A 23,027-nucleotide genomic window follows, 5' to 3' on the forward strand; every position below is an offset into this window, starting at 1 on the left:
CGTTCCGGCGCCGGCGCGTGTCAGGTGATCGCGCAGGTCTGGCCGCCCAGCTTGAACGCCTTCGGTCCGGTGTTCGTGCCGGACCAGCTCCCCGTGAACCCGAAGGCCACCGACGAGCCCGCCGCCACCGTGCCGTTCCAGGTGACGTTCTTCGCCGTCACCGCCGGACCCGACTGGGTGTAGTCGGCGTTCCACAGCTGGGTGACCTTCTGGCCGTCCGCGAACGTCCAGGTGAGGTTCCAGCCGTTCCAGGCCGTCGAGCCGGTGTTGGTGAGCCGGACGTCCGCCTGGAAGCCGCCCGACCACTGGTTGGTGACCTTGTAGGTCACCGTGCAGGCGCCGGTGGGCGTAGGCGTCGGGTCCGTACCGCCGTCCCCGCCACCGGTGTCGGAGGTGTCGCCGTAGACGACACCACGGCCGTTGGTCGCGATGTACACGCGGCCGTACACCCGTGGGTCGCCGGTGATCGCGCCTCCGGTCCAGCCCCACTGGTGGGCGTCGTCGTTGACGCGGGTCCAGGTCGCGCCCTTGTCCGTCGAGCGGAAGATGCCGCGCACCCCGCCGATCTTCGCGCTGGTGTAGAGCGTCTGGTACGAGGCTCCCGCCGCGGCTTTTCCGAAGCCGATCGTGTCGGCCTGCTCGACGTTCGGCAGCTTGCCGAAGCTCGCCCCGCCGTCCGTGGAGTGCCACAGGCCGTACGCGCCGTCGGAAGCGCCACCCGCGAGCCAGACGTCGCCCTGCGCGCCGGGCAGCGCCTTGAAGCGCACGCTGTCCCCGCTCGGCAGGCCCGAGGCGGCGGAGGCGGTGAAGGTCGCACCGCCGTCCGTACTGACGTAGAACTTCCCGGACTTGAAGCCGTAGAAGGTCTTCGGGTCGACGCGGTCCGACTCGACGATCGCACCGGACGGGATGCCGCTCGACGCCGACCAGGACGAGCCGAAGCCCGTCGTGTACCGCACACCCGTGCCGGCCGGGCTCCACACGAAGCGGCTGCCGTCGGACGCCGCCGCCACCGTGCCTCCACCGCTGACCCCCGAAGGGTCCGTGCCCGCGAACCAGTTGGCGCCGTTGTCCGTCGAGAACGCGATGTGCGGGCCCGAGTCCAGATCGCCCACGCGGACCACCGTGTCGGGCTTCGTCTCGGCGAAGTCCAGGCTGGTGGTCGTGGTGAAGGTGGGGGAGGTGTACATCATCGACGGGACCTTGCCGAGGTCCGTGTGCCGGAAGCCGCCGATGTCGCCCAGGGCGCTCAACAGCGGGGCGCCGGACGGGGGAGAGGCCAGGTCGTTGACGGCCGTCTCCTCCAGGCCCCGCACCATCGGCTTGACCGTGAACCGGCCGCCGCTGTCCCAGTCGGTCAGGTTCTCGGTGCCGTAGAGCGTGGCACCCGTCCCGTACATCATGCGGGAGGAGTCGAACGGGTCGATCTCCAGGGACTCCGTCATCCAGCCCAGTTTCGGTGTCTGCTCGGGCGGGGACGGGTTCGCGCCGAAGGTCAGCCAGGGGGACGAGGACACGTCGATCGTGTACCGGTTCGAGCGGTTCGGGTACGACGTGTAGTCCCACGCCTTCGTCCAGGTGGCGCCGCTGTCGGTGGAGCGGAAGAACTGGGTGTCCGGCCACCACGAGCTGGACGCCGTCGCCATCACCGTGCCCGGGTGCCGGCGGTCGACCGTCAGGCCGGAGAAGCCGTAGTTGGTGTCCGCCTCCGCGACCGGGCTGATGTCCGTCCAGGTACCGGTCGCCGTCGCGTACCGCCACAGCCGGCCCTTGCCGCCGTCGTACGGCCCGCCCTTGTCGCTGTAGGCGAGGTAGAGAAAGCCGTTCTCGGCGTCCAGGACGCCCTTGTGCGCCAGGTAGCCCGTCGGCTGCCCGGCCAGCCGGGTCCAGGTGGCGCCGGCGTCCGTGGAGCGGTACACCGCGTTGTCCTTGTCGGCGACCCCCACGTAGATCGTCTTCGTCGCGCTCCCGGACATGCCCGTCGACTCGTCGAAGGTGACCCAGACGATGCCCTGGTTATCGGAGGCGTAGCCGCTCGTGTCGCTCGGGTCCTGCTGGTAGTTGCCGGGATTCGGGAAGCTCGTCACCTGCGACCAGGTCACCCCGGAGTCCGTGGACCGCCACAGGCCCTTGCCGCTGGGCGCGCCCAGGTACAGCACGCTGTCCCTGTTCGGGTCGATCGCCAGCCGCTCGCCCATGCCCCGGCCGGGCATGTTGCCGCCCAGCTTGAACGGCAGGTCGGCCTTCTGCCAGCTCGCGCCCCGGTCGGCGGAGCGCAGCACCGCGCCGTTCGTCGGGTCCCAGCTGTTGGTGTACGTCCCGACGGCCGCGTACACCTTGTCCGGCGCGACCGGGTCGGAAGCGAGGCTCACCACTCCGGTGTGGCCCCACTCGTTCCAGCCGACCGAGTCCAGCAGCGGGGTCCAGGTCTTCGTCGGCTCCTGCCAGCGGTAGGCCCCGCCGATGTCGGTGCGGGCGTAGACCAGGTTCTTCTCGGAACGGTTGAACACGATCCCGGGGACGAAGCCGCCGCCGTCGATCCGGGCGTTCTTCCAGGTGTACGTGTCCGCCGCCGGGCTCACCTGCGGTGTGGCCGTGGCCAGTGCGGGCGGGGTGCCGGCGAGCAGGCCGGCGGCGAGGGCCAGCACGGCGGTGAGGATACGGGTTCTTCGCACGGTGGGGTTCCTTCCTCGGGGGAACGCGCGACGACGGGGCGGCCCCCAGTGCGGGTGGGGGCCGCCCGTCGCGGTACACGGAGCCTTGGCGGGGCTGGTTATTCGAGAAGCTCCGCGTACGAGCCCATGGCCATGGCGATGTCCGCCTGGGCCCAGAAGCGGTGGTACGTGAAGACGGGCGCGGCGCCGCCCTTCAGGTAGGCCTCGATCTTCGACCAGTTGGGGTCGCTCTTGTAGAAGGACCTCAGCGAGGAGAACGTGGCCGAGGAGTTGATCGCGTCGCCGTTCGGCATGGTGCCGGTCCAGCCGTTCGGCACGTACACGCTGTCACCGAACCGGCTGTAGTCCGTGCGGGTCTCGGGGACGGCGATGCCGAGGCTGTCCTGGTAGTTGCTCCACATGCCGTCGAGCAGTGCCTTCGCCGTGGACTTGGCGGTGGCGTCACCGGACTTGGCGGCGTAGTACGTCAGGGTCTTGGCGTACGCCGCGGCCACGCCGACGTCGTCGGTGTAGTCGGCGACGGTGACGTGCAGTCCGCTGTTGGAGCCGGGACTCGACGCGTTCCAGGTGTCGGGCTGGCCCGACCACTGGAGGGTGGAGGGGATCCGGTAGGTGCCGTCCGGGTTGATGGTGGTCTTGGACAGCGCCCACTTCACCCACTTGTCGAGGATCGCCTTCGCCGTGGCGTTCCCGGTCTGCTGGTAGTACTCGGCGACCCGCTCCATCGACCACGCCTGGAACCCGAACCACTGGTTGGAGGGCGGGTCGTGGTAGACGGGCTGCCAGTCGTAGTACATGCCGTAGAAGGTGGAGGTACCGGCCGGCGGGGTCGCGTACCGGCCCTGCCAGCTGTTGGTCGCGCCGCCCGCGATGGCGCCCTCGGACGACTGGAGCCACTGGTAGAACTCCAGCTGGCGCTTGAGCGACGTGGACCAGTCGGACGCTCCCGTCGCCGACTTCGGCTTCAGGTCGGCGTAGGAGCTGAGCGCGTAGGCGGCCAGGGGGTTCTGGTAGCCGCCGTGGACATGGCTGGAGCCGATCCGCCAGGCCCAGCCGGCGGTGGTGTCGGTGGCGCCGCCCCAGGCGTAGTACCAGGACAGCAGGTAGTGCGAGGCGTCCTTGCCGGTGCCGGCCGGGCAGGCCGAGGCCCCCGCACAGTTGCCGATCTTCTTGAAGTACTTGTCGTACATCGAGTAGCGCAGGTAGTCGCCCATCTTCGCGGCCTTGGTGACCGTGGCGGACACGTCACCGCTCTTGCCCTGCGCCTTCGCCCACACGTCGGCCCAGTACGCGGCCTGCACCGCGCGCGCGTCCGCGTCCGGGGCGTCGGTGTACTTCCACTGCTTGGCGTAGGAGGAGTCGCCGGTGAACAGGTCCAGATAGCCGTTCTTGCCGCCGTACTTGAAGGCGTCGCAGGTCGGCTGCGGGACCGTCTCCCAGACGGACTCCTGCGCTCCGCGCTGGAAGGTGTTGATGTACGACGGTCCGGTGGCCGTCGGTCCGGCCTCGCACTTGCCGGGCTCGTTGCCGTAGCCGTAGACGTTGTCCACGTCCTGGATCCAGTGCATGCCGTAGATGTCGTCCGTGCCGTAGGCCGACTTCAGCTCGCCGGCGATCGGGTCCGAGCCCACCGACACCCCGGTGTCCAGCTTCGCCGGGTACTCGTTCGGGGTGTCCAGCTCGGGCGCGTACGTCGCCGGCTTGGAGGCGGTGTAGAAGGAGCTGGTCGGCTGGTCGGCGTGCGTGGGGATCATGTACTTCTCCATGAGGTCCCACGCGCCGTTGAACTTCGACCAGTCACCGGTGACCTTGCCGTACATCGCCTGCAGCCAGAGAAGGTAGCTGTACGCCTCCGACGTCGTCTCGTGGCCCTGGTCGGGGGCCTCGACGATCAGCGTCTCCACCGAGTGGTACGGGATGCCCTCGGGGGAGAAGTAGCCGTTCGCCGGGTTGGTGATCTTCCCGTACAGGTCAAGGAAGCGGGCGTCGTACGCCTTGGTCGCGGCCAGCTCGGTGACCGTGACCGTCGCCTTGGTGTGGCCGGTGGCCGACGCGGTGAAGGTCGCGCTGCCGGTGCCGGAGGCGTCGGCCGTGACGGTCACCGTCTGCGCGGTGTTCCAGTTCGACGGGGTGAAGGTCAGCGAGGAGCCGCCCGTCACCGACAGGCCGGTGTTGCCGTCCGTCCGGGTCACACCCACGGTCACGTTCGCGCTCGGCTGGGTCGACAGCTTCACCGAGAACGTGCCCGTCCTGCCCTGCTGGACGCCCAGTTGGGTCGGCGAGGCGACCACGGCGGGCCCGGAGGCGACGGTGATGCCGACCGGCGTGGACGCGGCGGACGCGCCCAGGCTGTCGTACGCCTTCGCCACCAGAGAATGACTGCCCACGGTCAAATTGGAGGCCGAGAGCGAGTACGGCGCGCTCGTGTCCGTGCCCAGCAGTGTGGTGTCGTCGTAGAACTCCACCTTGCTGATGGTCGCGTTGTCGGCCGCCGCCGCGGTCGCCGCGAGCGGCACCGCCTGTCCTTGCGTGTACACCGCGCCCGCGCTCGGGCTGGTCAGCACGGTCACCGGCGGCTGGTGGGCGCCGGCGCAGGTCGTGCCGTTGACGGCGAACGACGTCGGTGCGGTGTTGGTGCCGCTGTAGGTGAACTGGGCGCCGGTGGACACGGCGGCACCCGCGGCGATCGTGCCGTTGTACGTGGCGTTCTTCACGGTGACCGTCTGGCCGGACTGGGACCAGGTGCCGTTCCAGCCGTTGGACAGCTTCTGGTTGCCCGTGTAGCCGTAGGTCAGTGTCCAGCCGTCGATGGTGTCCGTACCACGGTTGGTGATCGAGAGGTCGGCGGTGAAGCCGGAGCCCCAGTCGTTCGTCCTGTAGTCGACGCTGCACTGCACGGAGGCCGCGTGTGCGGCCGGGGTGCCGGGGGCGAGCATCGACAGCGGCAGGGCGAACGCGGCGGCCACCGCGGTCCACAACCGCCGCAGGGCTCTGCGCTTTCGTCCGGGATCCATGTGCTGGTTCCTCCTTGCGGCTTGCGGCTCGGGAGAAGTCAAGGCTTGAACCAGTGGGAGCGCTCCCATAGTGGGGACGAGGTAAGGAGCGGTCAAGGTACTTGAAGAGTCGAAAAGATTCGACGGATCGAGTTGAGGAAAAGTCAAGCAACTCCCCTGGGCATCCCGGCCACTTGGCGCTACCTTCCATCGCACCAGTGGGAGCGATTCCGTTCAGTCGACGCGTCCGTCACGGCGCGCCAAGCTGTGAGGAGTCGCTCATGCGACACCCCCCGCGTTCAGTACTTTTATCCGCCGCCGGTGCGGTCGCGCTCGTGTCGAGCGTGGTCGTCCCGGTGGTCTCGGCCCAGGGCGCCACACCCGCGTGCACGGTGGAGTACTCCGTCACCAGCCAGTGGGACAGCGGCTTCCAGGGTTCGGTGAGGATCACCAACAACCAGGCCGCCCTGAGCAGTTGGAAGCTGACGTTCGACTTCGCCGGCGGCCAGAAGGTCACCCAGGGCTGGAACGCCAAGTGGTCCCAGTCCGGCACCACCGTGACCGCGGCCAACGAGAGCTGGAACGGCACGCTCGGCTCCGGCGCGAGCGTCAGCGCGGGGTTCCTCGCCTCCTGGTCGGGGAGCGGCACCGCGCCCGCCGTGTTCAAGCTCAACGGCACCACCTGCAACGTCGACTCCGAGCCGACCGACCCGCCGCCGACGGACCCGCCGCCGACCGGCGGCACCGCGCCCGCCCTGCACGTCTCCGGCAACAAGCTCGCCGACGCCTCCGGCAGGACCCGCCGCCTGCTCGGCGTCAACCGGTCCGGCGGCGAGTTCATGTGCGTGCAGGGCTACGGCATCTGGGACGGCCCGGTGGACGACGCGGCGATCAAGGCCATCGCCGACTGGAAAGCGGGCGCGGTCCGCATCCCGCTCAACGAGGAGTGCTGGCTGGGCCTGTCCAACATCAAGCCCGAGTACGCCGGCGCCAACTACGTCAACGCCGTCAAGGACCTGGTGGCCAAGGTCGAGGCGCACGGCATGACCCCGATCCTCGACCTGCACTGGTCCTACGGCCAGTACACGGGGAACTCGGCCGGCTGCTCCGACGTGCACGCCAGCTGCCAGAAGCCGATGCCCGACATGCAGTACGCGCCCTCGTTCTGGGCGTCGGTGGCGAGCTCCTTCAAGGACGACCGGGCCGCCGTGTTCGACCTGTTCAACGAGCCCTACCCGGACCGGGCGACCTCCAGCACCACGGACGCCTGGAAGTGCTGGCGCGACGGCGGCACCTGCCCCGGCATCTCCTACGAGGTCGCCGGCATGCAGGACCTCGTCGACGCCATACGCGGCACCGGCGCCAAGAACGTCATCATGGCCGGCGGGCTCGCGTACTCGAACGACCTGAGCCAGTGGCTGACCTACAGGCCCACCGACCCGGCCGGCAATCTCGCCGCCGCCTACCACGTCTACAACTTCAACACCTGCTCGACCGAGAGCTGCTGGAACTCCACCCTCGCCCCGGTCGCCGCCCAGGTACCCCTGGTCGCCGGGGAGATCGGCGAGAACACCTGCTCGCACGGGTTCGTGGACCAGGTCATGAAGTGGTTCGACGACCGGAACCTGTCCTACCTGGGCTGGACCTGGAACACCTGGGACTGCTCGTCCGGGCCGTCCCTCATCTCCGCCTACGACGGCACACCCACCGCGTACGGCGCCGGGCTGCGCGACCACCTGCGCGCCCTCAATCCGTAGATCCGACAGCACACCTAAGGAACCCGCACTCATGAGTCGTACCCGAACATCACTGCTCGCCGCCCTGGCGCTGGTCGCCGGGGGCTCCGGAGCGGCGCTCACCACCCAGTCGGCCTCCGCCGCGGCCACCGCCGTCCCCTGCACCGTCGACTACAAGGTGCAGAACCAGTGGGACACCGGCTTCACCGCCGCCGTGACCGTCACCAACAACTCGGCCGCCAGGTCGGGCTGGTCGGTGAAGTGGTCGTACGCCGGCAACCAGAAGGTCACCAGCGGCTGGAACGCGAAGATCAGTCAGAGCGGTGCCGCCGTCACCGCGGCCAACGAGTCCTACAACGGGACCCTGGGAACCGGCGCTTCGGTCAGCTTCGGCTTCCAGGGCACCTACAGCGGCACCAACGCGATCCCGGCCACCTTCACCCTCGACGGCGTGACCTGCAACGTCGACTCCGGCGGCGGCCCCACCGACCCGCCCGACCCGACCGGACCGGGCGACAAGGCCGACAACCCCTACTCCGGCGCCAAGGTGTACGTGAACCCGGAGTGGTCGGCGCATGCCGCCGCCGAACCGGGCGGCAGCCGCATCTCCAACCAGCCCACCTATGTCTGGCTCGACCGGATCGCCGCCATCAACGGCGTGAACGGCGGCATGGGTCTGCGCGCCCACCTGGACGAGGCGCTGAAGCAGAAGGGCTCCGGCGAGCTGGTCGTCCAGCTGGTCATCTACGACCTGCCCGGCCGCGACTGCGCCGCCCTCGCCTCCAACGGGGAACTCGGGCCGGACGACATCGGCAAGTACAAGACGCAGTACATCGACCCGATCGCGTCGATCCTGTCCGACAGCAAGTACGCGGGCCTGCGGATCGCCACCGTCATCGAGCCGGACTCGCTGCCCAACCTGGTCACCAACGCCGGCGGCACCAACACCACCACCGACGCCTGCGTGACCATGAAGACCAACGGCAACTACGAGAAGGGCGTCAGCTACGCCCTGGACAAGCTCGGCGCCATCCCGAACGTCTACAACTACATCGACGCCGGCCACCACGGCTGGCTGGGCTGGGACACGAACCTCGGTCCCTCCGTCCAGGAGTTCTACAAGGTCGCCACCGCCAACGGCGCCAGTGTGAACGACGTGACGGGCTTCATCGTCAACACCGCCAACTACGGCCCCACCAAGGAGCCGTACTTCAAGGTCACCGACAGCGTCAACGGGCAGACGGTGCGCCAGGCGAAGTGGGTGGACTGGAACCAGTCCGTGGACGAGCAGTCCTACGCCCAGGCGCTGCGGGACAAGCTCGTCGCAGCCGGCTTCAGCTCCGGCCTCGGCATGCTGATCGACACCTCCCGCAACGGCTGGGGCGGCTCCGCCCGGCCCACCAAGCCGGGCCCGCTGACCTCGGTCGACGACTACGTCAACGGCAGCCGCATCGACCGGCGCGTCCATGTCGGCAACTGGTGCAACCAGAGCGGTGCCGGCCTCGGTGAACGGCCGACCGCCGCCCCGGCGGCCGGGATCGACGCCTACGTGTGGGTCAAGCCCCCGGGGGAGTCGGACGGAGCCAGCTCCGCCATCGACAACGACGAGGGCAAGGGCTTCGACCGGATGTGCGACCCGACGTACACCGGAAACGCCCGCAACGGCAACAACATGTCCGGCGCCCTGCCGAACGCGCCGCTGGCCGGACACTGGTTCTCCGCCCAGTTCCAGCAGCTGATGCAGAACGCCTACCCGCCGGTTTCCTGACGACCCGGTGACCCCGCCGGGGCCCGGTGCCACCACCCCGGGCCCCGGCGGACCCAACGGGAACGGCATCCCGATTTGCCGTGTCGGCAACAGAACTGGCCTCCGTCCGGTGTGCCGTCGCACGCTGTGTCGGCATCCGGACGAGAGGCTGACCACCATGGCGCACGACCACCACCAGCACGACCAGCAGCACACCGGCCACGGCCACGGCCATGGGCACGGGCACGGCACGGACATCGACTGGAACGAGATGGGTCCCCTGCTGGAGTCGCAGGCGGAGCTGTTCACCCCCGTCTACGAGCGGGCCATGGCGTGGCTCGCGAAGGAGGTGACCGAGCCGGGGCTGATCGTGGACGCGGGCAGCGGGCCCGGCGTCGTCTCCTGCCTGTTCGCCGAGGTGTTCCCCGGGGCCCGGGTCGTCGCCGTCGACAGCACCGCGCCGCTGCTGGAGCGCGCCCGCGCCCGGGCCGCCCGCCAGGGCGTCGCCGACCGGTTCGACACCGTCGCCGGCGAACTGCCCGAGGCACTGGACGAGTTGGAGTACCCGGCCGACCTGCTGTGGGCCAGCCGCAGCCTGCACCACCTCGGCGACCAGCGGGCCGCGCTCGCCGCGTTCGCCCGGCGGCTCGCCTCCGGCGGCACGCTGGCCCTCCTCGAAGGCGGTCTGCCCTCCCGCTTCCTGCCCCGCGACATCGGCATCGGCCGCCCCGGACTGCAGGCGCGGCTGGACGCGCTGGAGGAGGACTGGTTCGCCCGGATGCGCGCCGACCTGCCGGGCTCCGTCGCCGAGACCGAGGACTGGCCCGCCCTGCTGACCGCCGCCGGCCTCAAGCACACCCGCACCCGCACCTTCCTCCTCGACCTGCCCGCCCCGGCCGGCGACCGGGCCCGCGCCTACGTCGCCGCCCACCTGTCCCGCGTCCGCGAGGGCCTCGCCGACGCCCTGGACGCCGACGACCGCGCCACCCTCGACCGCCTCCTCGACCCCGCCGACCCGGCGAGCGTCCACGTACGGCCGGACGTGTTCGTGCTGGGGGCGTACACGGTGCACACGGCGGTGCGCCCCGCATAGCCCGGCGCCGGCCCGCCCGGCCCGAACCACGTAGCTCAGCGGCGCTCCGACCGGTTCGACCCGCGCCGCTCAGTCCCGGCTCGCGCGTCCGCGGTGGTTTCAGGTGCCCCGGCCGGTGCGTCGCGCGCAGTCCGGGACCGGTCGGGCGGGTTGGTCCTTCGTGCGGAGCCCGGCGGCGTCCCGGCCGATCCGTCCCGCGCAGCCCGGCCGCCTCCCGTCCGGTCCGTCCCGCCCGGCTCAGCACCTCCCCGGCCGCGCGTACACACTCACCCGCGCGCCCCGCACCGTCCGCGTCGCGCATTCCTCGTAGGACGCGGTGAGGATCCGCTGCTTCACCGCGTTCGGCGGGTCTGTGACGGGCGGTGTCCCGGCCGGTCCGGTCGCGTGGTTCAGCACCTCCCCGGCCGCGCGTACACACTCACCCGCGCGCCCCGCACTGTCCGCGTCGCGCACTCCTCGAAGGATGCGGTGAGGATCCGCTGCTTCACCGTGTCCCGCGGGTCCGTGACCGGCGGCTCGCCCGCCGGATCGCGCAGGACGACGACCCGGTGCGCGGTGAGGAGACGGGCGCGGACGACCGACGGGGCCGCCTCCACGCCGTAGAGGGTGGCCGAGTCGGCCGGGCCGCGGGCCAGGGCGAGGTCGCGCAGCCCGGCCACAGAGTCCGGGGCGACGAGGGACCACACGCGCCGCCGGCCGGGCAGGTACAGCACCCCGTCCGCGCCCCGGCCCGCCGTGCGGACGGCGGCGGCGACCGCCGTGACGTCGTCCAGGCGGCCGGCCGGCGTGCGCAGGTGCAGGCTGACCGGCAGCAGGGCCGCCACCGTGGTCGCGGCGGCCAGCAGCGCCCCGGCCCGGACCCGGCACCCCGCCCCGAGCAGCCGGTCCAGGGCCGCACCGGCCAGCAGGGCGGTCCCGGTCTGGCCGTACAGCACGTACCGGTCGACGTACAGCGGCTTGACCAGGGACACCAGCATCAGCAGCAGCCCGGGCAGCACGAACAGCGGCAGCGCGAGCGGCACCAGGTCCACCCGGCCGGGCCGGCGCCGCCGTGGCAGGAGCGTGGCGCAGGCCGCGCCGAGCAGCGCGACCCCCGCGTACCCCAGCAGCGCCCCGGCGCCGGGCCCGCCGATCCAGGCCACCTGCTCCGACTGCCGCATGCTGCACACGGCCAGCGGTGCCACGCCGGCCACGACCGCACCGGCGGCCACCGCCCAGGCGCGCCGGTCCCCGCGCGGCACCGCCACGGCGTGCGCGGCCGGCGCCAGCACCGCGAACTCGTGCAGCAGACACGCGGCCAGCGAGACCGCGGCATAGGCCGCCCAGGCCCGCCCGGTCCGTACCCGCACGGCCCGGACGAGCAGGTACGTCGCCCAGGTCACCAGCGCGCAGACGACGGCGTACGACCGGCCTTCCTGGGCGTACCGCTGCACCGGCGGCAGCAGCGCGAACACCACCCCGGCCAGCAGCCCCGCCCGCGGCCCCGCGAGCCGCGTCCCGAGCAGCGCCAGCGTGCCGGCCGTCACCGCGGTCGCCAGCACCGACGGCAGCCGCAGCACCAGCAGCGGGTCGGCCGCGCCGAAGACGCGGAACAGGCCGTGCATCAGCAGGTAGTACAGGCCGTGCACGGCGTCGGCGTGCTCCAGCGTGCGGCCCAGCTCGGGCAGCGAGCGCCGCGCCATGTCACAGGTCACCGCCTCGTCCCGCCACAGGCTGCCGCCCCGCCGCACGCCCCACAGGCCCAGGGCGAGCGCGAGCGCGACAGGAACGAGGACGGGGGAGCGGGCCGGGTGGCCGGCGGCCGGTGCGGTGGGCGGGCGCGGGGTCTTCGCGGCGGCGTGGAGGGTGGCGATGGCAGGCTCCGGTGCGCGGGGGAAGGGCGCGCCCTCGGCAGGAGGGCCGCGCCGGTGTGCACCGACGAGTCCACGCGGCGGCGGATTGATGGGCAGCCCCGGACGGGCTCACCCATCAATTCCCGTACCGGCGTTGTTAGCGTGGAGGACGGTCGCTGTCGACGGGGGAGACGCACATGGGGCGCCGGGAGAAGCCGCTGGATCCGGGGGCGGGCACGGTGCAACGGTTCGCGTACGAGCTGCGCAAGCTGCGCGACGAGGCGGGCACTCCGACCTACCGCGCGATGGCGGCGCGGGCCGGCTACTCCGGGCCCACGCTGTCCGCCGCCGCGGCCGGGGAGCGGCTGCCGACCCTGCCCGTGCTGCGCGCGTACGTCACCGCGTGCGGCGGTGACACGGCGGAGTGGGAGCGGCGCTGGCGCGAGGCCACCGAGGCCACCGCGGGCACCCCGGCCCCCGAGGACGGGACCGGCGGCCCGTATCCGGGACTCGCCCGGTTCGGCACCGCCGACCGGGACCACTTCCACGGCCGCGCCGACCTGGTCGCCGAACTCGCCGACCGGATCGGCCGCACCCGGCTGTGCGCGGTCGTCGGCGCCTCCGGCAGCGGCAAGTCGTCCCTGCTGCGGGCCGGGTTGATCCCCGCGCTGCGCGAGACCACCGACCCCGGCGCGCGGCCCGCCGCGATCCGCGTCCTCACCCCCGGCCCCCGTCCGGCGACCCACACCCCCCTGTTCACCCCGCACGCCGGCCCGGGCGACACCCTCCTCGTCGTCGACCAGTTCGAGGAACTCTTCGCGCTCTGCGCCGACCCGGCCGAACGGGAGCGGTTCCTCGGCCGGCTGCTCACCGCGCTCGACCCCGCGTCCCGGCTGCGCGTCGTCCTGGCCGTGCGCGCCGACTTCTACGGCCGCTGCGCCGACCACGCCGAACTGGCCCGGGCCCTCGGCGACTCCACGCTCCTGCTCGGCCCGATGTCCCCGCGACAGCTGCGGGAGGCGGTCGTACGGCCCGCCGCCGCACACCGGGTCGTCGTCGAACGCGCCCTGACCGCACGGATCGTGGCGGACGTCGCGGGCGAGCCCGGCGGGCTGCCGCTCATGGCGCACGCGTTGCGCGAGGTCTGGCGCCGCCGCTCCGCCAAGACCCTCACCCTCGCCGCCTACCAGGCCGTCGGAGGAGTGCGGGGCGCCGTCGCCCACACCGCCGAGGACCTCTACGGCCGCTGCACACCCGCCGAGGCCGCCGCCGTCCGCGCCCTGCTGCTGCGCCTGGTCCACCCCGGCGACGGCACCGAGGACACCCGCCGCCCCGTCGACCGCGCCGAACTCGGCACCGGCAGCACCACGGCCCGCGTCCTCGAACGGCTGGTCCGGGCCCGCCTGCTGACCGTCGACGGCAGCACGGTCGACCTCGCCCACGAGGCCCTGCTCGACGCCTGGCCCCGGCTGCGCGGCTGGATCGACACCGACCGCGAACGGCTGCGCGCCCACCGCCGCCTCACCGAAGCCGCCCGCACCTGGCGGGAGCTGGACCGCGACACGGGCGCGCTCTACCGGGGCGTGCGCCTGGCCGAGGCCCGCGAGCTGTTCCACGGGCGAGCCGGATCAGGGGAGCTGAACCAGCTGGAGCGGGACTTCCTGACGGCGAGCGTGGAGGCCTACGAAGGCGGCCGGCGCCGCGCCGCCCGCACCGCACGGCGGCTGCGCGGCCTGACCGCCGGCCTCGCGGCCCTGCTCTGTCTGGCCCTGGCCACCGGCGCGGTCGCCTGGCGGCAGAGCGGGGTCAGCGCCCGGCAGCGCGACGAGGCCGAGGCCCGCCGGGTCGCCGTGCTCGCCGGCACCCTGCGGGCCTCCGACCCGCGCACCGCGATGCGCCTGGCGCTGGCCGCCTGGCGCATCGCCGACCTGCCCGAGACCCGTCAGGCGCTGCGGACGGCCGCCGCGCAGAGCGAGCGGGACGTGTTCACCGCGCCGGAGGAGGGCGGCCGGGCGCTCAACGCGCCGTCCTGGCTCAGCACCGACGGCCGCCTGCTGACGACGGTGGCGCACGGCAGGGCGGTGCAGTGGGACGTGCGCACGCACCGGCGGCTGCGCTCCCTCGAACGCCCCGGGCTGTCGCAGGGCGTCATGGACGTCAGCGCGGACGGCCGGCTGCTCGCGTACCGGGACCACCGGCACGGCGGCACGCTGGTCGTGACCCTGGCGGACGGCACCACCCGCCGGCTCCCGACCGGGCCGTGGCGGGACACCGACGCCGCGTTCGGCCCGAGCGGCCGTACGCTCCTGGTACGGCGGCTCGCCGGCGACCACGCCGTCCTCGAACTGTGGGACGTGCGCCGCGGAACGCCGCGCGCCCGGTACACGCGCGGCGAGGACGACGGACCGCTTCCCGAACTGAGCCCGGACGACCGGTATGTCGCCTGGTGCGGGGACGATCAGCGGCGACTGCGGGTCCTCGACCTCACCGCCGGCCGCCTCCTGCGTACGCGGACACCGCCCGCCACCGAACGGCTCCTGTGCCGGGGCGACCGGCTCACCTTCACACCCGACCGCACAGCTGTCGCGACCGCCACCGACACCGGCCTGGTGACCTGGGACTTCACCACCGGCCGGGAACGGCCGCGGCTCCCCGTCGCGGGCGGCGCCCACCAGATGGTGTTGGACGGCCGCTACGCCCTCTCCTGGACCCCGGGCTCCGTGGCCCTGTGGCGCACGGACCTCCCGGCCCCCGCGGACGACGGCCCTCGCGCACCGCTGCTCACCCTGCCCGTGGACGGGCGCGGGATCGGCGAGCTGCGCCTCGACGCGGCGGACGGCGTCCTGCGCTACCTGGAGAACGGCCGGACCAGCGTCGTCCACACCCTGTCCCTGCACGGTCTGACCGGCCGGAGCTGGCGGACCCGGGCGGTGCGCCGGGCCGCCTTCGGGCTCGACGGCAGGCCCGCCCGGCCCCGCGGGGCGACCGTGCGCGGATCCGAGGCGGTCGCGGTCGACGCGGCGGGCCGGTACGCCCTCACCCACGAGGGCAATCTCGCCGACCTCGGCACGGGCGAGGAACGCCCGGCCGTCACCGGCGAGGACATCCTCGTCGCGGGCGCCTTCAGCCCCGACGGCAGCCGGCTCGCCGTGGCCGACGCCCAGGGCCGGCTCACGCTCTGGGACCCCCGCACCCGGCAGCGGCTCGCCGTACTGCGCGCCACGGGCGGCGGCCTCGACCGGCCCGCGCTGGGATTCTCCCGGGACGGCTCGCTGTTCGCGGCGAGCGGGGCCGGCGGATCGGTGCAGGTGTGGGAAACCGCGCGGCCACGCCTCGCACCCGCGACCGTCCCGGCCGGCGACGGACCCGTACTCGCGGTCGGGTTCGGCGCGGACGGCGCCGAGTTGCATCTGGCAACCGGCCATCTCGGCGAGCGGGCCGCCCCGTTGGCGCCGAAGGGCGCGACGGCCACGGTGTGCGCACGGGCGAACGGCGGCCTCACCGCCGCCGAATGGCGCCGCCTCCTCCCCGCCGTGTCGTACCGAAGGACCTGCGACAGGGCTTGACTTGGAGCGCTCTCCAAATGATGGACTCCGGGGCGTTCATCGAGACACAAGGGGGACCACGCATGGCCACGAACGACGCACCGGTCGCGCTCATCACCGGCGGGGGCAGCGGAATCGGCGCCGCGGTGGCGCGGCAGCTGCTGGACGCCGGACACCGGGTCACCGTGACCGGGCGCGGAGAGCGGCGGCTGCGGGAGTTCGCCGAGGGACTGGGCGATCCGGACGGGCTGCTGACGGTCGCCGGCAACGCGTCGTCGTACGACGACATCCAGAACGCGGTCGACCTCACGCTCAAGGCGTACGGCCGGCTGGACACCGTCGTCGCCAACGCCGGCTTCGCCACCCACGACACCGTCGCCGAGGGCGACCCGTCCGGCTGGACCGAGATGGTCCTCACCAACGTCCTCGGTCCCGCACTGCTCATCCGCGCCTCCGTCGACGCGCTGAAGGAGACCGGCGGCCGGATCGTCCTCGTCGGCAGCGTCGCCGGGTTCGTGAACGCCCCGGGCAACATCTACGGCGCCACCAAGTGGGCGGTGACCGGTCTCGCCGAGAACACCCGGCGGCAGGTCACGGATTTCGGCGTCGGCGTCACGCTGATCGCCCCCGGCCGGGTGGAGACGCCCTTCTGGGACAGCTACGGCAGCCTGCCCCCGGGGCATCTCCTGACCGCGGACCAGATCGCGGACTCGGTGGTCTGGGCGATCCGGCAGCCGGCCGGGGTCGATGTCAACACCGTCGTCATCCGTCCGCTGGGCCAGCCCAACTGACGTAGTCCGACGCTCAGTTACTGGCGATGAACTGCTTGGCCAGCTGGTCCCCGAGGGAGAGGGCCGCGCTGTGGCTCTCGATGGGGGAGGCCTTGGAGTTCTTGAACAGGATGTACGTCACGCCGGAGTCGACCCCGCCGGTGGCCGGGTCGGGGTCGATGCCGAGCGCCTTGGCGGTGGCGTACGAGGCCTCGCCGATGATCTTCGTGGGGCCGGTGTCGCCGACGACGGCGTACTCGACCTTGTTGTTGTAGATGACGGCGACCACCCCGCCGCCCTTGATGCCGGCGCCCGCGTAGTTCCAGATGCTGCTGGAGCTGGGCACCACGACGTACGGCAGGGACTCGGCCTTCAGCGGCTTGCCGTCGGACTGGTGGAAGGCGGTGTCGTCCTGGTACCAGGGGTCGCGGTTCTCGTTGCAGTTGGTGGTGCGCTGGCCGTCGCAGTCGATGTCCATGTCGGCCTTCCAGAACACCGCGCCGTTCTTGCCGCACACGGGGACCGTGGCCGAGGTCTCGTCGTCGGTCTTGTACTTGCCGTTGGAGATCTGCGAACAGGACGTCACCTTGGCCAGCAGGTCGGCCGCGCTGACCGAGCCCTCCTGCGTGGACTTGGGGGAGGTGGCGGCGGAGGCGTGGGCGGGGAGGAGTCCGGCGGCGAGCAGCGCGGTACCGGAGGCCGCGGCGAGGGACAGGGTTCGAAGGCGCATGTGGGGGACACCCTTCTGTTAGGAAAGTTTCCTTACCGGGTGGCGTACACGCTGCCCCGTAGGCATGCCCCCGTCAAGCCTTGGGTTGCGAACGGCTGAAAGCCGTGCGTATTGCGGTGATTCTGGTCGCCGGACAGACTGGATGGACTGGTGTCCGGATGGGCCGGATATGTCGCATCGATCCGGTGCTGTCTGTGATCACAGTCCCCCGGAGGCGAGGCTCATGTTCGTACGCGCGGTGTACGCGACCGGTGATCCGGCGCTGCTCGACACGGCCGTCCGGTCGCTGAACAGCGAGGGGCGGGACCTGCTGGAGGAACGCCCCGGATATCGCGGCGCGGGCGTCTTCGCGGACCGGGAACTCGGCAAGCTCCTCGCGGTGAGCTGGTGGGAGGCCGAGGAGGCCCGGCGGAACAGCGACGAGGTGATGCGCGAGCGGCGCGGGGCGCTCCTGGAGCCGTTCGCGGGCACGGTGTCGGTCGCCAACTACGAGGCCGCGGTGCTCCACCAGGTCAGGGCTCCGCAACAGGGCGGCGGACTGCGCGCCACCAGGATGGAGTTCGACCCGCGCGACGCGGACCTGGTCATCGACACGTTCCGGGCCACGGTGGTGCCGCGGGCCGAGTCGCTGCCGGGGCTGGCCCGGGTGTCCCTGCTGATCGACCGCGAGCGCGGGCGGGCCGTGGCCGACGCCCTGTTCGTCGACCGCGCCTCACTGGCCGCCTCACGCGCGGCCGTGGCCGCTGTGCGCCACGAGGCGACGGCGAAGGCGCACGTGGACGTGGTCGCTCTGGAGGAGTTCGAGGTGGTGTACGCGGACGTGCGGTTCGACTGAACCGACCGCCGGGTCGCCGCGCGTCCGCGGGTCCGGACGGCACACGGCCGTGCGCCCCGCTGTCGCACGGGGTGCACGGCCGCGTCCGGGGGTCAGCCCATGTCGAAGGTGGCGGGGTCCGGGCCCAGGCGCCGGTCCTCGTTCAGCGCGCTGATCGCCGCGAGGTCCTCGGTGTCCAGGCTGAAGTCGAACACCTCGATGTTCTCCTTGATCCGGGACGGCGTCACGGACTTCGGGATCACGATGTTGCCGAGCTGGATGTGCCAGCGCAGCACGACCTGGGCCGGGGTGCGGTTGTGCTTCTGCGCGATCGCGACGATCGCCGGCACCTCCAGCAGGCCCTTGCCCTGGCCGAGCGGGGACCAGGCCTCGGTCCTGATGCCCTGCTCCGCGTGGAACTCGCGCGCCGCGTGCTGCTGCAGGTGCGGGTGCAGCTCGATCTGGTTGACCGCCGGGATGACCGAGGTCTCGGCGAGCAGCCGGCGCAGGTGCTCGGGAAGGAAGTTGGAGACGCCGATGGCGCGGACACGGCCGTCGGCGTGCAGCTTCTCCAACGCCTTGTAGGTGTCGGAGTACTTGCCCCGGGACGGCAGCGGCCAGTGGATCAGATACAGGTCGATGTGGTCGAGCCGGAGCTTCTCCAGCGACGCGTCGAAGGCGCGCAGCGTGGAGTCGTACCCCTGGTCGCTGTTCCAGAGCTTGGTGGTGACGAAGATGTCCTCGCGGGGCAGGCCGGAGGCGGCGATGGCCTTGCCGGTGCCCTCTTCGTTGCCGTAGATCGCAGCGGTGTCGATGCTGCGGTACCCGGCCTCCAGCGCCGTGGCGACGGCCTGCTCGGCCTCGTCGTCCGGCACCTGCCAGACGCCGAAGCCCAGCTGGGGCATCTCGACGCCGTTGTTGAGGATGATCGGGGGGACCTTGCTGCTCACGAGCCTCTTGATCCTTCGGTTGCGGACAGGTGGTACTCCCATCGTCAACGATCACGGGCCGCTCCGCATTCCTGATCGGGGAATCAGGCCTGGTACAGCGCGTCGACCTCGTTGACGTACGCCTTCTCGATCGCCTTCCGCTTCAGCTTCAGCGACGGGGTCAGCAGGCCGTGTTCCTCGGTGAACGGCTGGGCCAGGATACGGAAGGTGCGGATCGACTCGGCCTGCGAGACGAGGGTGTTGGCGGCGACCACCGCCCGCCGCACCTCCGTCTCCAGGTCCGGGTCGCGGACCAGCTGGGCCGGGGTCAGCTTCGGCTTGGCGCGCATCTGGAGCCAGTGCTCGACCGCCTCCTGGTCCAGGGTGACCAGGGCGGCGATGTAGGGGCGGTCGTTGCCGACCACGATGCACTGGTTGACCAGCGGGTGTTCGCGGACCCGCTCCTCCAGCACGCCCGGGGAGACGCTCTTGCCGCCGGAGGTCACCAGGATCTCCTTCTTGCGGCCGGTGATGGTCAGATAGCCGTCCTCGTCCAGCGAGCCCAGGTCGCCGGTGGCGAGCCAGCCGTCGTGCAGGGTCTCGTCGGTGGCCTTCGGGTTGTTGAGGTAGCCCTGGAAGACGTTGCCGCCGTGCAGCCAGATCTCGCCGTCGTCGGCGATGTGCACGGTCACGCCCGGGATGGCCTGGCCGACCGTGCCGTAGCGGGTGCGCTCGGGAGGGTTGGCGGTCGCCGCGGCCGTCGACTCGGTCAGGCCGTAGCCCTCGTAGATCTGCACCCCGGCGCCCGCGAAGAACAGTCCGAGCCGGCGGTCCATCGCCGAGCCGCCGGACATCGCGTTGCGGATACGGCCGCCCATCGCGGCGCGGACCTTCGCGTACACCAGCTTGTCGAAGAGCTGGTGCTGCATGCGCAGCCCCGCCGACGGGCCGGGCCCGATGCCCCACGCCTTCGCCTCGACCGCCTCCGCGTACTTCACGGCGATGTCGACGGCCTTCTCGAACGGACCCGACTTGCCGTCCTTCTCGGCCTTGCGGCGGGCCGCGTTGAACACCTTCTCGAAGATGTAGGGCACCGCGAGGATGAACGTCGGCTTGAACGCGGCCAGATCGGGCAGCAGGGCGGCGGCGTGCAGCTGCGGCTGGTGCCCGAAGCGGACCCGGCCGCGGATCGCGGCGACCTCCACCATCCGCCCGAAGACGTGTGCCAGCGGCAGGAACAGCAGCGTGGACGCCTCGTCGCCCCGCTTCGAGTGGAACACCGGCTCCCACCGCTGGATCACCGTGTCCGCCTCGAACATGAAGTTGCCGTGGGAGATCACACAGCCCTTGGGGCGGCCGGTGGTGCCCGAGGTGTAGATGACGGTGGCGACCGAGTCCGGGGTGACCGCCTGCCGGTGCCGGTGGACCAGGTCGTCGTCCAGGTGTGCCCCGGCGTCGTACAGCTCCTGCACACAGCCGGCGTCCAGCTGCCACAGCTGGCGCAGCTGCGGCAGCCGGTCGATGACGGTGGCGATGGTCATCGCGTGGTCCTCGTGCTCCACGATCGCCGCGGACACCTCGGCGTCGTAGAGCATCCAGAAGCACTGCTCGGCCGAGGAGGTGGGGTAGATGGGCACCACCTGGGCGCCGACGGTCCACAGGGCGAAGTCGAACAGGGTCCACTCGTAGCGGGTGCGGGACATGATCGCGACCCGGTCGCCGAAGCGGATGCCGCGGGCGAGCAGGCCCTTGGCGAGGGCGAGGACCTCGTCGCGGAACTCGGCGGCGGTGACGTCCCGCCACTGCCCGGAGTCGTCCTTGCGGCCGAGCGCGACATGCAGCGGATCGGTCTGGGCATGATCGAAGACGACGTCGGCCAGACCGCCCGCCGGCGGCGGCGACGCCAGCGGAGGGTTGGAGTACTCGTGCAACCTCGCTCCCCGTGTCTCGCGCCTCAGTGACGTTGGTCCACGTCCCCTGCAGCGCGGTGAAAGCTACCCCACGCGGACGGTGTGCGGGAGGGGGGCGGAAACCGAGCAAACCTCACGTTTTCCCCGGGCTCCGACCGTGAAATGCCCGCACATGGGGAAGGGCCGGACACAATACTGACGGGTCAGTAAGTTTCGGTACCGTAATCTCCACCGAATCTGTACGCACCGATTACCGCGCCCACGGCCGCGGGGCGGCCCACGAAGCCGCCGCTCCGCCCCCACCCCGAACACCGCTCCCGCGGCTACCACCGCTGCCGTCGCTACAGCCGCTCTTGCGGCTCCTGCCGTCCGTCGGTCCCCCGGCTCCCGTGGCTACCGCCGCTCTCGTAGCTCCTGCCGGTCCCTGCCAGTCCCTGCGGGTCGTGCCGTCCTACCGGTCCGGTCGTGCGGGTCGTGGCGGTTGTGCCGATCCTGCCCACCCGCCCCGACGCGCCGCGCTCCCGCCGCTCCTGCCGGTCGTGCCGGTGGGCCGGGCCCGCGGTCGGGCCGACCCCCCCCGGCTCGGCCATGGCCCCCGGCCCGGCCATGGCCCCCGGCCCGGCCACGGCCCCCGGCCCCGCCAGGCCCCCCGGCACGACCGGCCCACCCGCCCCGCCGGCCCCGCCGAGTCGCGCTTTCGCCGGGCCCGTCGCTCCTGGTCCCGGCCGTTTTCCGTCAGCCGGGGACCCGTGTCGGCGTCTTCTCCGGTGCGGTGTCGGTGGTCTTCGGGGGTGTCGGGCGGCCCGCCCGTACGAGGGCCAGGACCAGGGCGCCCGCGGTCATCCCGGCCAGGCCGGCCACCACCAGCGCGCCGTTCAGGCCCGAGGCGAACGCGGCCCGCAGGGTGTGCTCGGGGAACTCGCCGCGCAGCGCCCCGGCACCGCCGCCGGCCAGCGCGTGGGCCGCGTCGCCGGGCAGCCGGCCGGTCATCCGCGAGGTGAGGACGGTGCCGAAGACGGCCACCGCGAGCGCGTACCCCAGCTGCCGCACCGTGTTCACCGCGCCGCCCGCCATCCCGGACCGCTCCGCCGGCACGGCCGCCAGCGCCGCCCCGGCCACCGTCGGCGCCACGAACCCGGTGCCGACCCCGACCAGCACGAACCCGGGCACCAGCGCCGTCCAGTCCGAGCCCGCGTCCAGCACCGCCTCGCACAGGACGCCCGAGGAGATCAGCAGCAGCCCGCCGCCGACCGTCAGCCAGGCCGGCACCCCGTGCAGCAGCCGCCCCACCAGCACCGCGACCACCATGGAGACCGCCGTCATCGGCAGCAGCGTCAGCCCGCCGCGCACCGGCGACATCCCGAGCAGCGTCTGCATCCAGATCGACAGATAGGCGATCCCGCCGAAGGCCACCCCGTTGAAGGCGAACGAGCCCAGCATCGCCCCGACGAACGCCGGCCGGCGCAGCAGCGACAGATCCAGCAGCGGATGCGCCACCCGCCGCTCCACCAGCACGAACACCACCAGGGCCAGTGCGGCCGCCGCCAACGCGGCCAGCGCGGCGGGCTCTGTCCAGCCGTCCTCACCGGCGCGCACGACCCCGTACGTCGCACCGCCCGCGAACAGCGCGAAGGCCGCCGTACCCGCCCAGTCGACGCTCATCCCGCGCGGCCCGCGCGACTCGGGAACGGTCCGCAGCGCCAGCCACACCGCCACGACGGACACCGGCAGGTTCACATAGAAGATCCACCGCCAGCCCGGACCCTCCGCGATCAACCCGCCCAGCACCGGCCCCACCGCCGCGGCCCCGCCGCTGACCGCACCCCACACACCGAGCGCGGCGGAACGCTGCCGCCCCTGGTAGACGGAGCCCAGCAACGGCAGGGTCGTGGCGAACATCGCCGCGCCGCCGATACCCTGCAGCGCCCGCGCCGCCACCAGCATCCCCGGCCCGGACGCCAGCCCGCACAGCAGACTGGCCACCGCGAACAGCACCACCCCGGCCAGGTACACCCGGCGCCGCCCCAGGATGTCGGCCGCAGCACCCACCCCGAGCAGCAGCGCGGCGAGCGCCAGCGCGTACCCGTCGACCACCCACTGCAGATCGCCCAGCGACGCGTGCAGCGCACCCGCCATGTCCGGCAGCGCCACCACCACGATGGTCACGTCCAGCAACAGCATGAATGTGCCCAGGCACACGGCCGTGAGCGTCCCCCAGCTCCGCATGTCCTCAACTCCCCTGTACGAACGGAC

At 72.3% G+C, this 23,027-nt stretch carries 13 protein-coding genes; 6 read left to right on the forward strand and 7 right to left on the reverse strand.

Annotated features, from left to right (window positions below):
* Positions 1-20: 20 nt before the first annotated feature.
* On the reverse strand, positions 21-2,675 hold the full coding sequence (locus ABZ937_RS03105) for a cellulose binding domain-containing protein (RefSeq protein ID WP_361685047.1): 2,655 nt from the start codon (positions 2,673-2,675) through the stop codon (positions 21-23).
* Positions 2,676-2,773: 98 nt separating this feature from the next.
* Positions 2,774-5,689 carry a glycoside hydrolase family 48 protein gene (locus tag ABZ937_RS03110; RefSeq protein WP_361685049.1) on the reverse strand — a complete coding sequence of 972 codons (2,916 nt, stop codon included), beginning with the start codon at positions 5,687-5,689 and terminating at the stop codon, positions 2,774-2,776.
* A gap of 260 nt (positions 5,690-5,949) precedes the next feature.
* Here ABZ937_RS03110 and ABZ937_RS03115 point away from each other — a divergent pair, with 260 nt between their 5' ends.
* From ABZ937_RS03115 to ABZ937_RS03125, 3 genes are all read left to right on the forward strand, one after another.
* Positions 5,950-7,425 carry a cellulase family glycosylhydrolase gene (locus tag ABZ937_RS03115; RefSeq protein WP_361685051.1) on the forward strand — a complete coding sequence of 492 codons (1,476 nt, stop codon included), beginning with the start codon at positions 5,950-5,952 and terminating at the stop codon, positions 7,423-7,425.
* Positions 7,426-7,456: 31 nt separating this feature from the next.
* Entirely contained in the window at positions 7,457-9,172 is a 1,716-nt protein-coding gene (locus tag ABZ937_RS03120) for a glycoside hydrolase family 6 protein (protein ID WP_361685053.1), read from the forward strand.
* A gap of 157 nt (positions 9,173-9,329) precedes the next feature.
* Complete coding sequence (locus ABZ937_RS03125; RefSeq protein ID WP_361685055.1) at positions 9,330-10,244, forward strand: methyltransferase domain-containing protein; 915 nt, start codon at positions 9,330-9,332, stop codon at positions 10,242-10,244.
* Positions 10,245-10,633: 389 nt separating this feature from the next.
* On the opposite strand, the gene ABZ937_RS03130 is transcribed toward ABZ937_RS03125, so the two are convergent.
* Entirely contained in the window at positions 10,634-11,938 is a 1,305-nt protein-coding gene (locus tag ABZ937_RS03130; protein WP_361685057.1) for a glycosyltransferase family 39 protein, read from the reverse strand.
* Positions 11,939-12,273: 335 nt separating this feature from the next.
* On the opposite strand from ABZ937_RS03130, the gene ABZ937_RS03135 reads away from it, so the two are divergent.
* Together ABZ937_RS03135 and ABZ937_RS03140 are read left to right on the forward strand one after the other, a co-directional pair.
* Positions 12,274-15,642 carry a hypothetical protein gene (locus ABZ937_RS03135; RefSeq protein WP_361685059.1) on the forward strand — a complete coding sequence of 1,123 codons (3,369 nt, stop codon included), beginning with the start codon at positions 12,274-12,276 and terminating at the stop codon, positions 15,640-15,642.
* A gap of 62 nt (positions 15,643-15,704) precedes the next feature.
* The gene (locus tag ABZ937_RS03140; RefSeq protein ID WP_361685061.1) at positions 15,705-16,412 is read left to right on the forward strand and encodes an SDR family oxidoreductase; all 708 of its coding nucleotides are present in this window, start codon (positions 15,705-15,707) and stop codon (positions 16,410-16,412) included.
* A gap of 13 nt (positions 16,413-16,425) precedes the next feature.
* Here ABZ937_RS03140 and ABZ937_RS03145 read toward each other — a convergent pair whose 3' ends face one another.
* Positions 16,426-17,121: a glycoside hydrolase family 75 protein gene (locus ABZ937_RS03145; RefSeq protein ID WP_361685063.1), complete on the reverse strand. Its 696-nt coding sequence runs from the start codon at positions 17,119-17,121 to the stop codon at positions 16,426-16,428.
* A 223-nt stretch (positions 17,122-17,344) separates the two neighbouring features.
* On the opposite strand from ABZ937_RS03145, the gene ABZ937_RS03150 reads away from it, so the two are divergent.
* The gene (locus tag ABZ937_RS03150; protein WP_361685065.1) at positions 17,345-17,956 is read left to right on the forward strand and encodes a hypothetical protein; all 612 of its coding nucleotides are present in this window, start codon (positions 17,345-17,347) and stop codon (positions 17,954-17,956) included.
* 92 nt (positions 17,957-18,048) lie between these two features.
* On the opposite strand, the gene ABZ937_RS03155 is transcribed toward ABZ937_RS03150, so the two are convergent.
* The 3 genes from ABZ937_RS03155 to ABZ937_RS03165 all read right to left on the reverse strand — a co-directional run bounded on the left by ABZ937_RS03155 (position 18,049) and on the right by ABZ937_RS03165 (position 23,000).
* On the reverse strand, positions 18,049-18,885 hold the full coding sequence (locus tag ABZ937_RS03155; protein ID WP_361685067.1) for an aldo/keto reductase: 837 nt from the start codon (positions 18,883-18,885) through the stop codon (positions 18,049-18,051).
* Between the two features lie 83 nt (positions 18,886-18,968).
* The gene (locus ABZ937_RS03160; RefSeq protein ID WP_361685069.1) at positions 18,969-20,795 is read right to left on the reverse strand and encodes an AMP-dependent synthetase/ligase; all 1,827 of its coding nucleotides are present in this window, start codon (positions 20,793-20,795) and stop codon (positions 18,969-18,971) included.
* Between the two features lie 714 nt (positions 20,796-21,509).
* Positions 21,510-23,000 carry an MFS transporter gene (locus ABZ937_RS03165; RefSeq protein WP_361685071.1) on the reverse strand — a complete coding sequence of 497 codons (1,491 nt, stop codon included), beginning with the start codon at positions 22,998-23,000 and terminating at the stop codon, positions 21,510-21,512.
* Positions 23,001-23,027: the final 27 nt, after the last annotated feature.

The sequence above is a fragment of the Streptomyces sp. NPDC046727 genome, from assembly GCF_040645635.1.
In the GTDB taxonomy this organism is placed as follows: Bacteria; Actinomycetota; Actinomycetes; order Streptomycetales; family Streptomycetaceae; genus Streptomyces.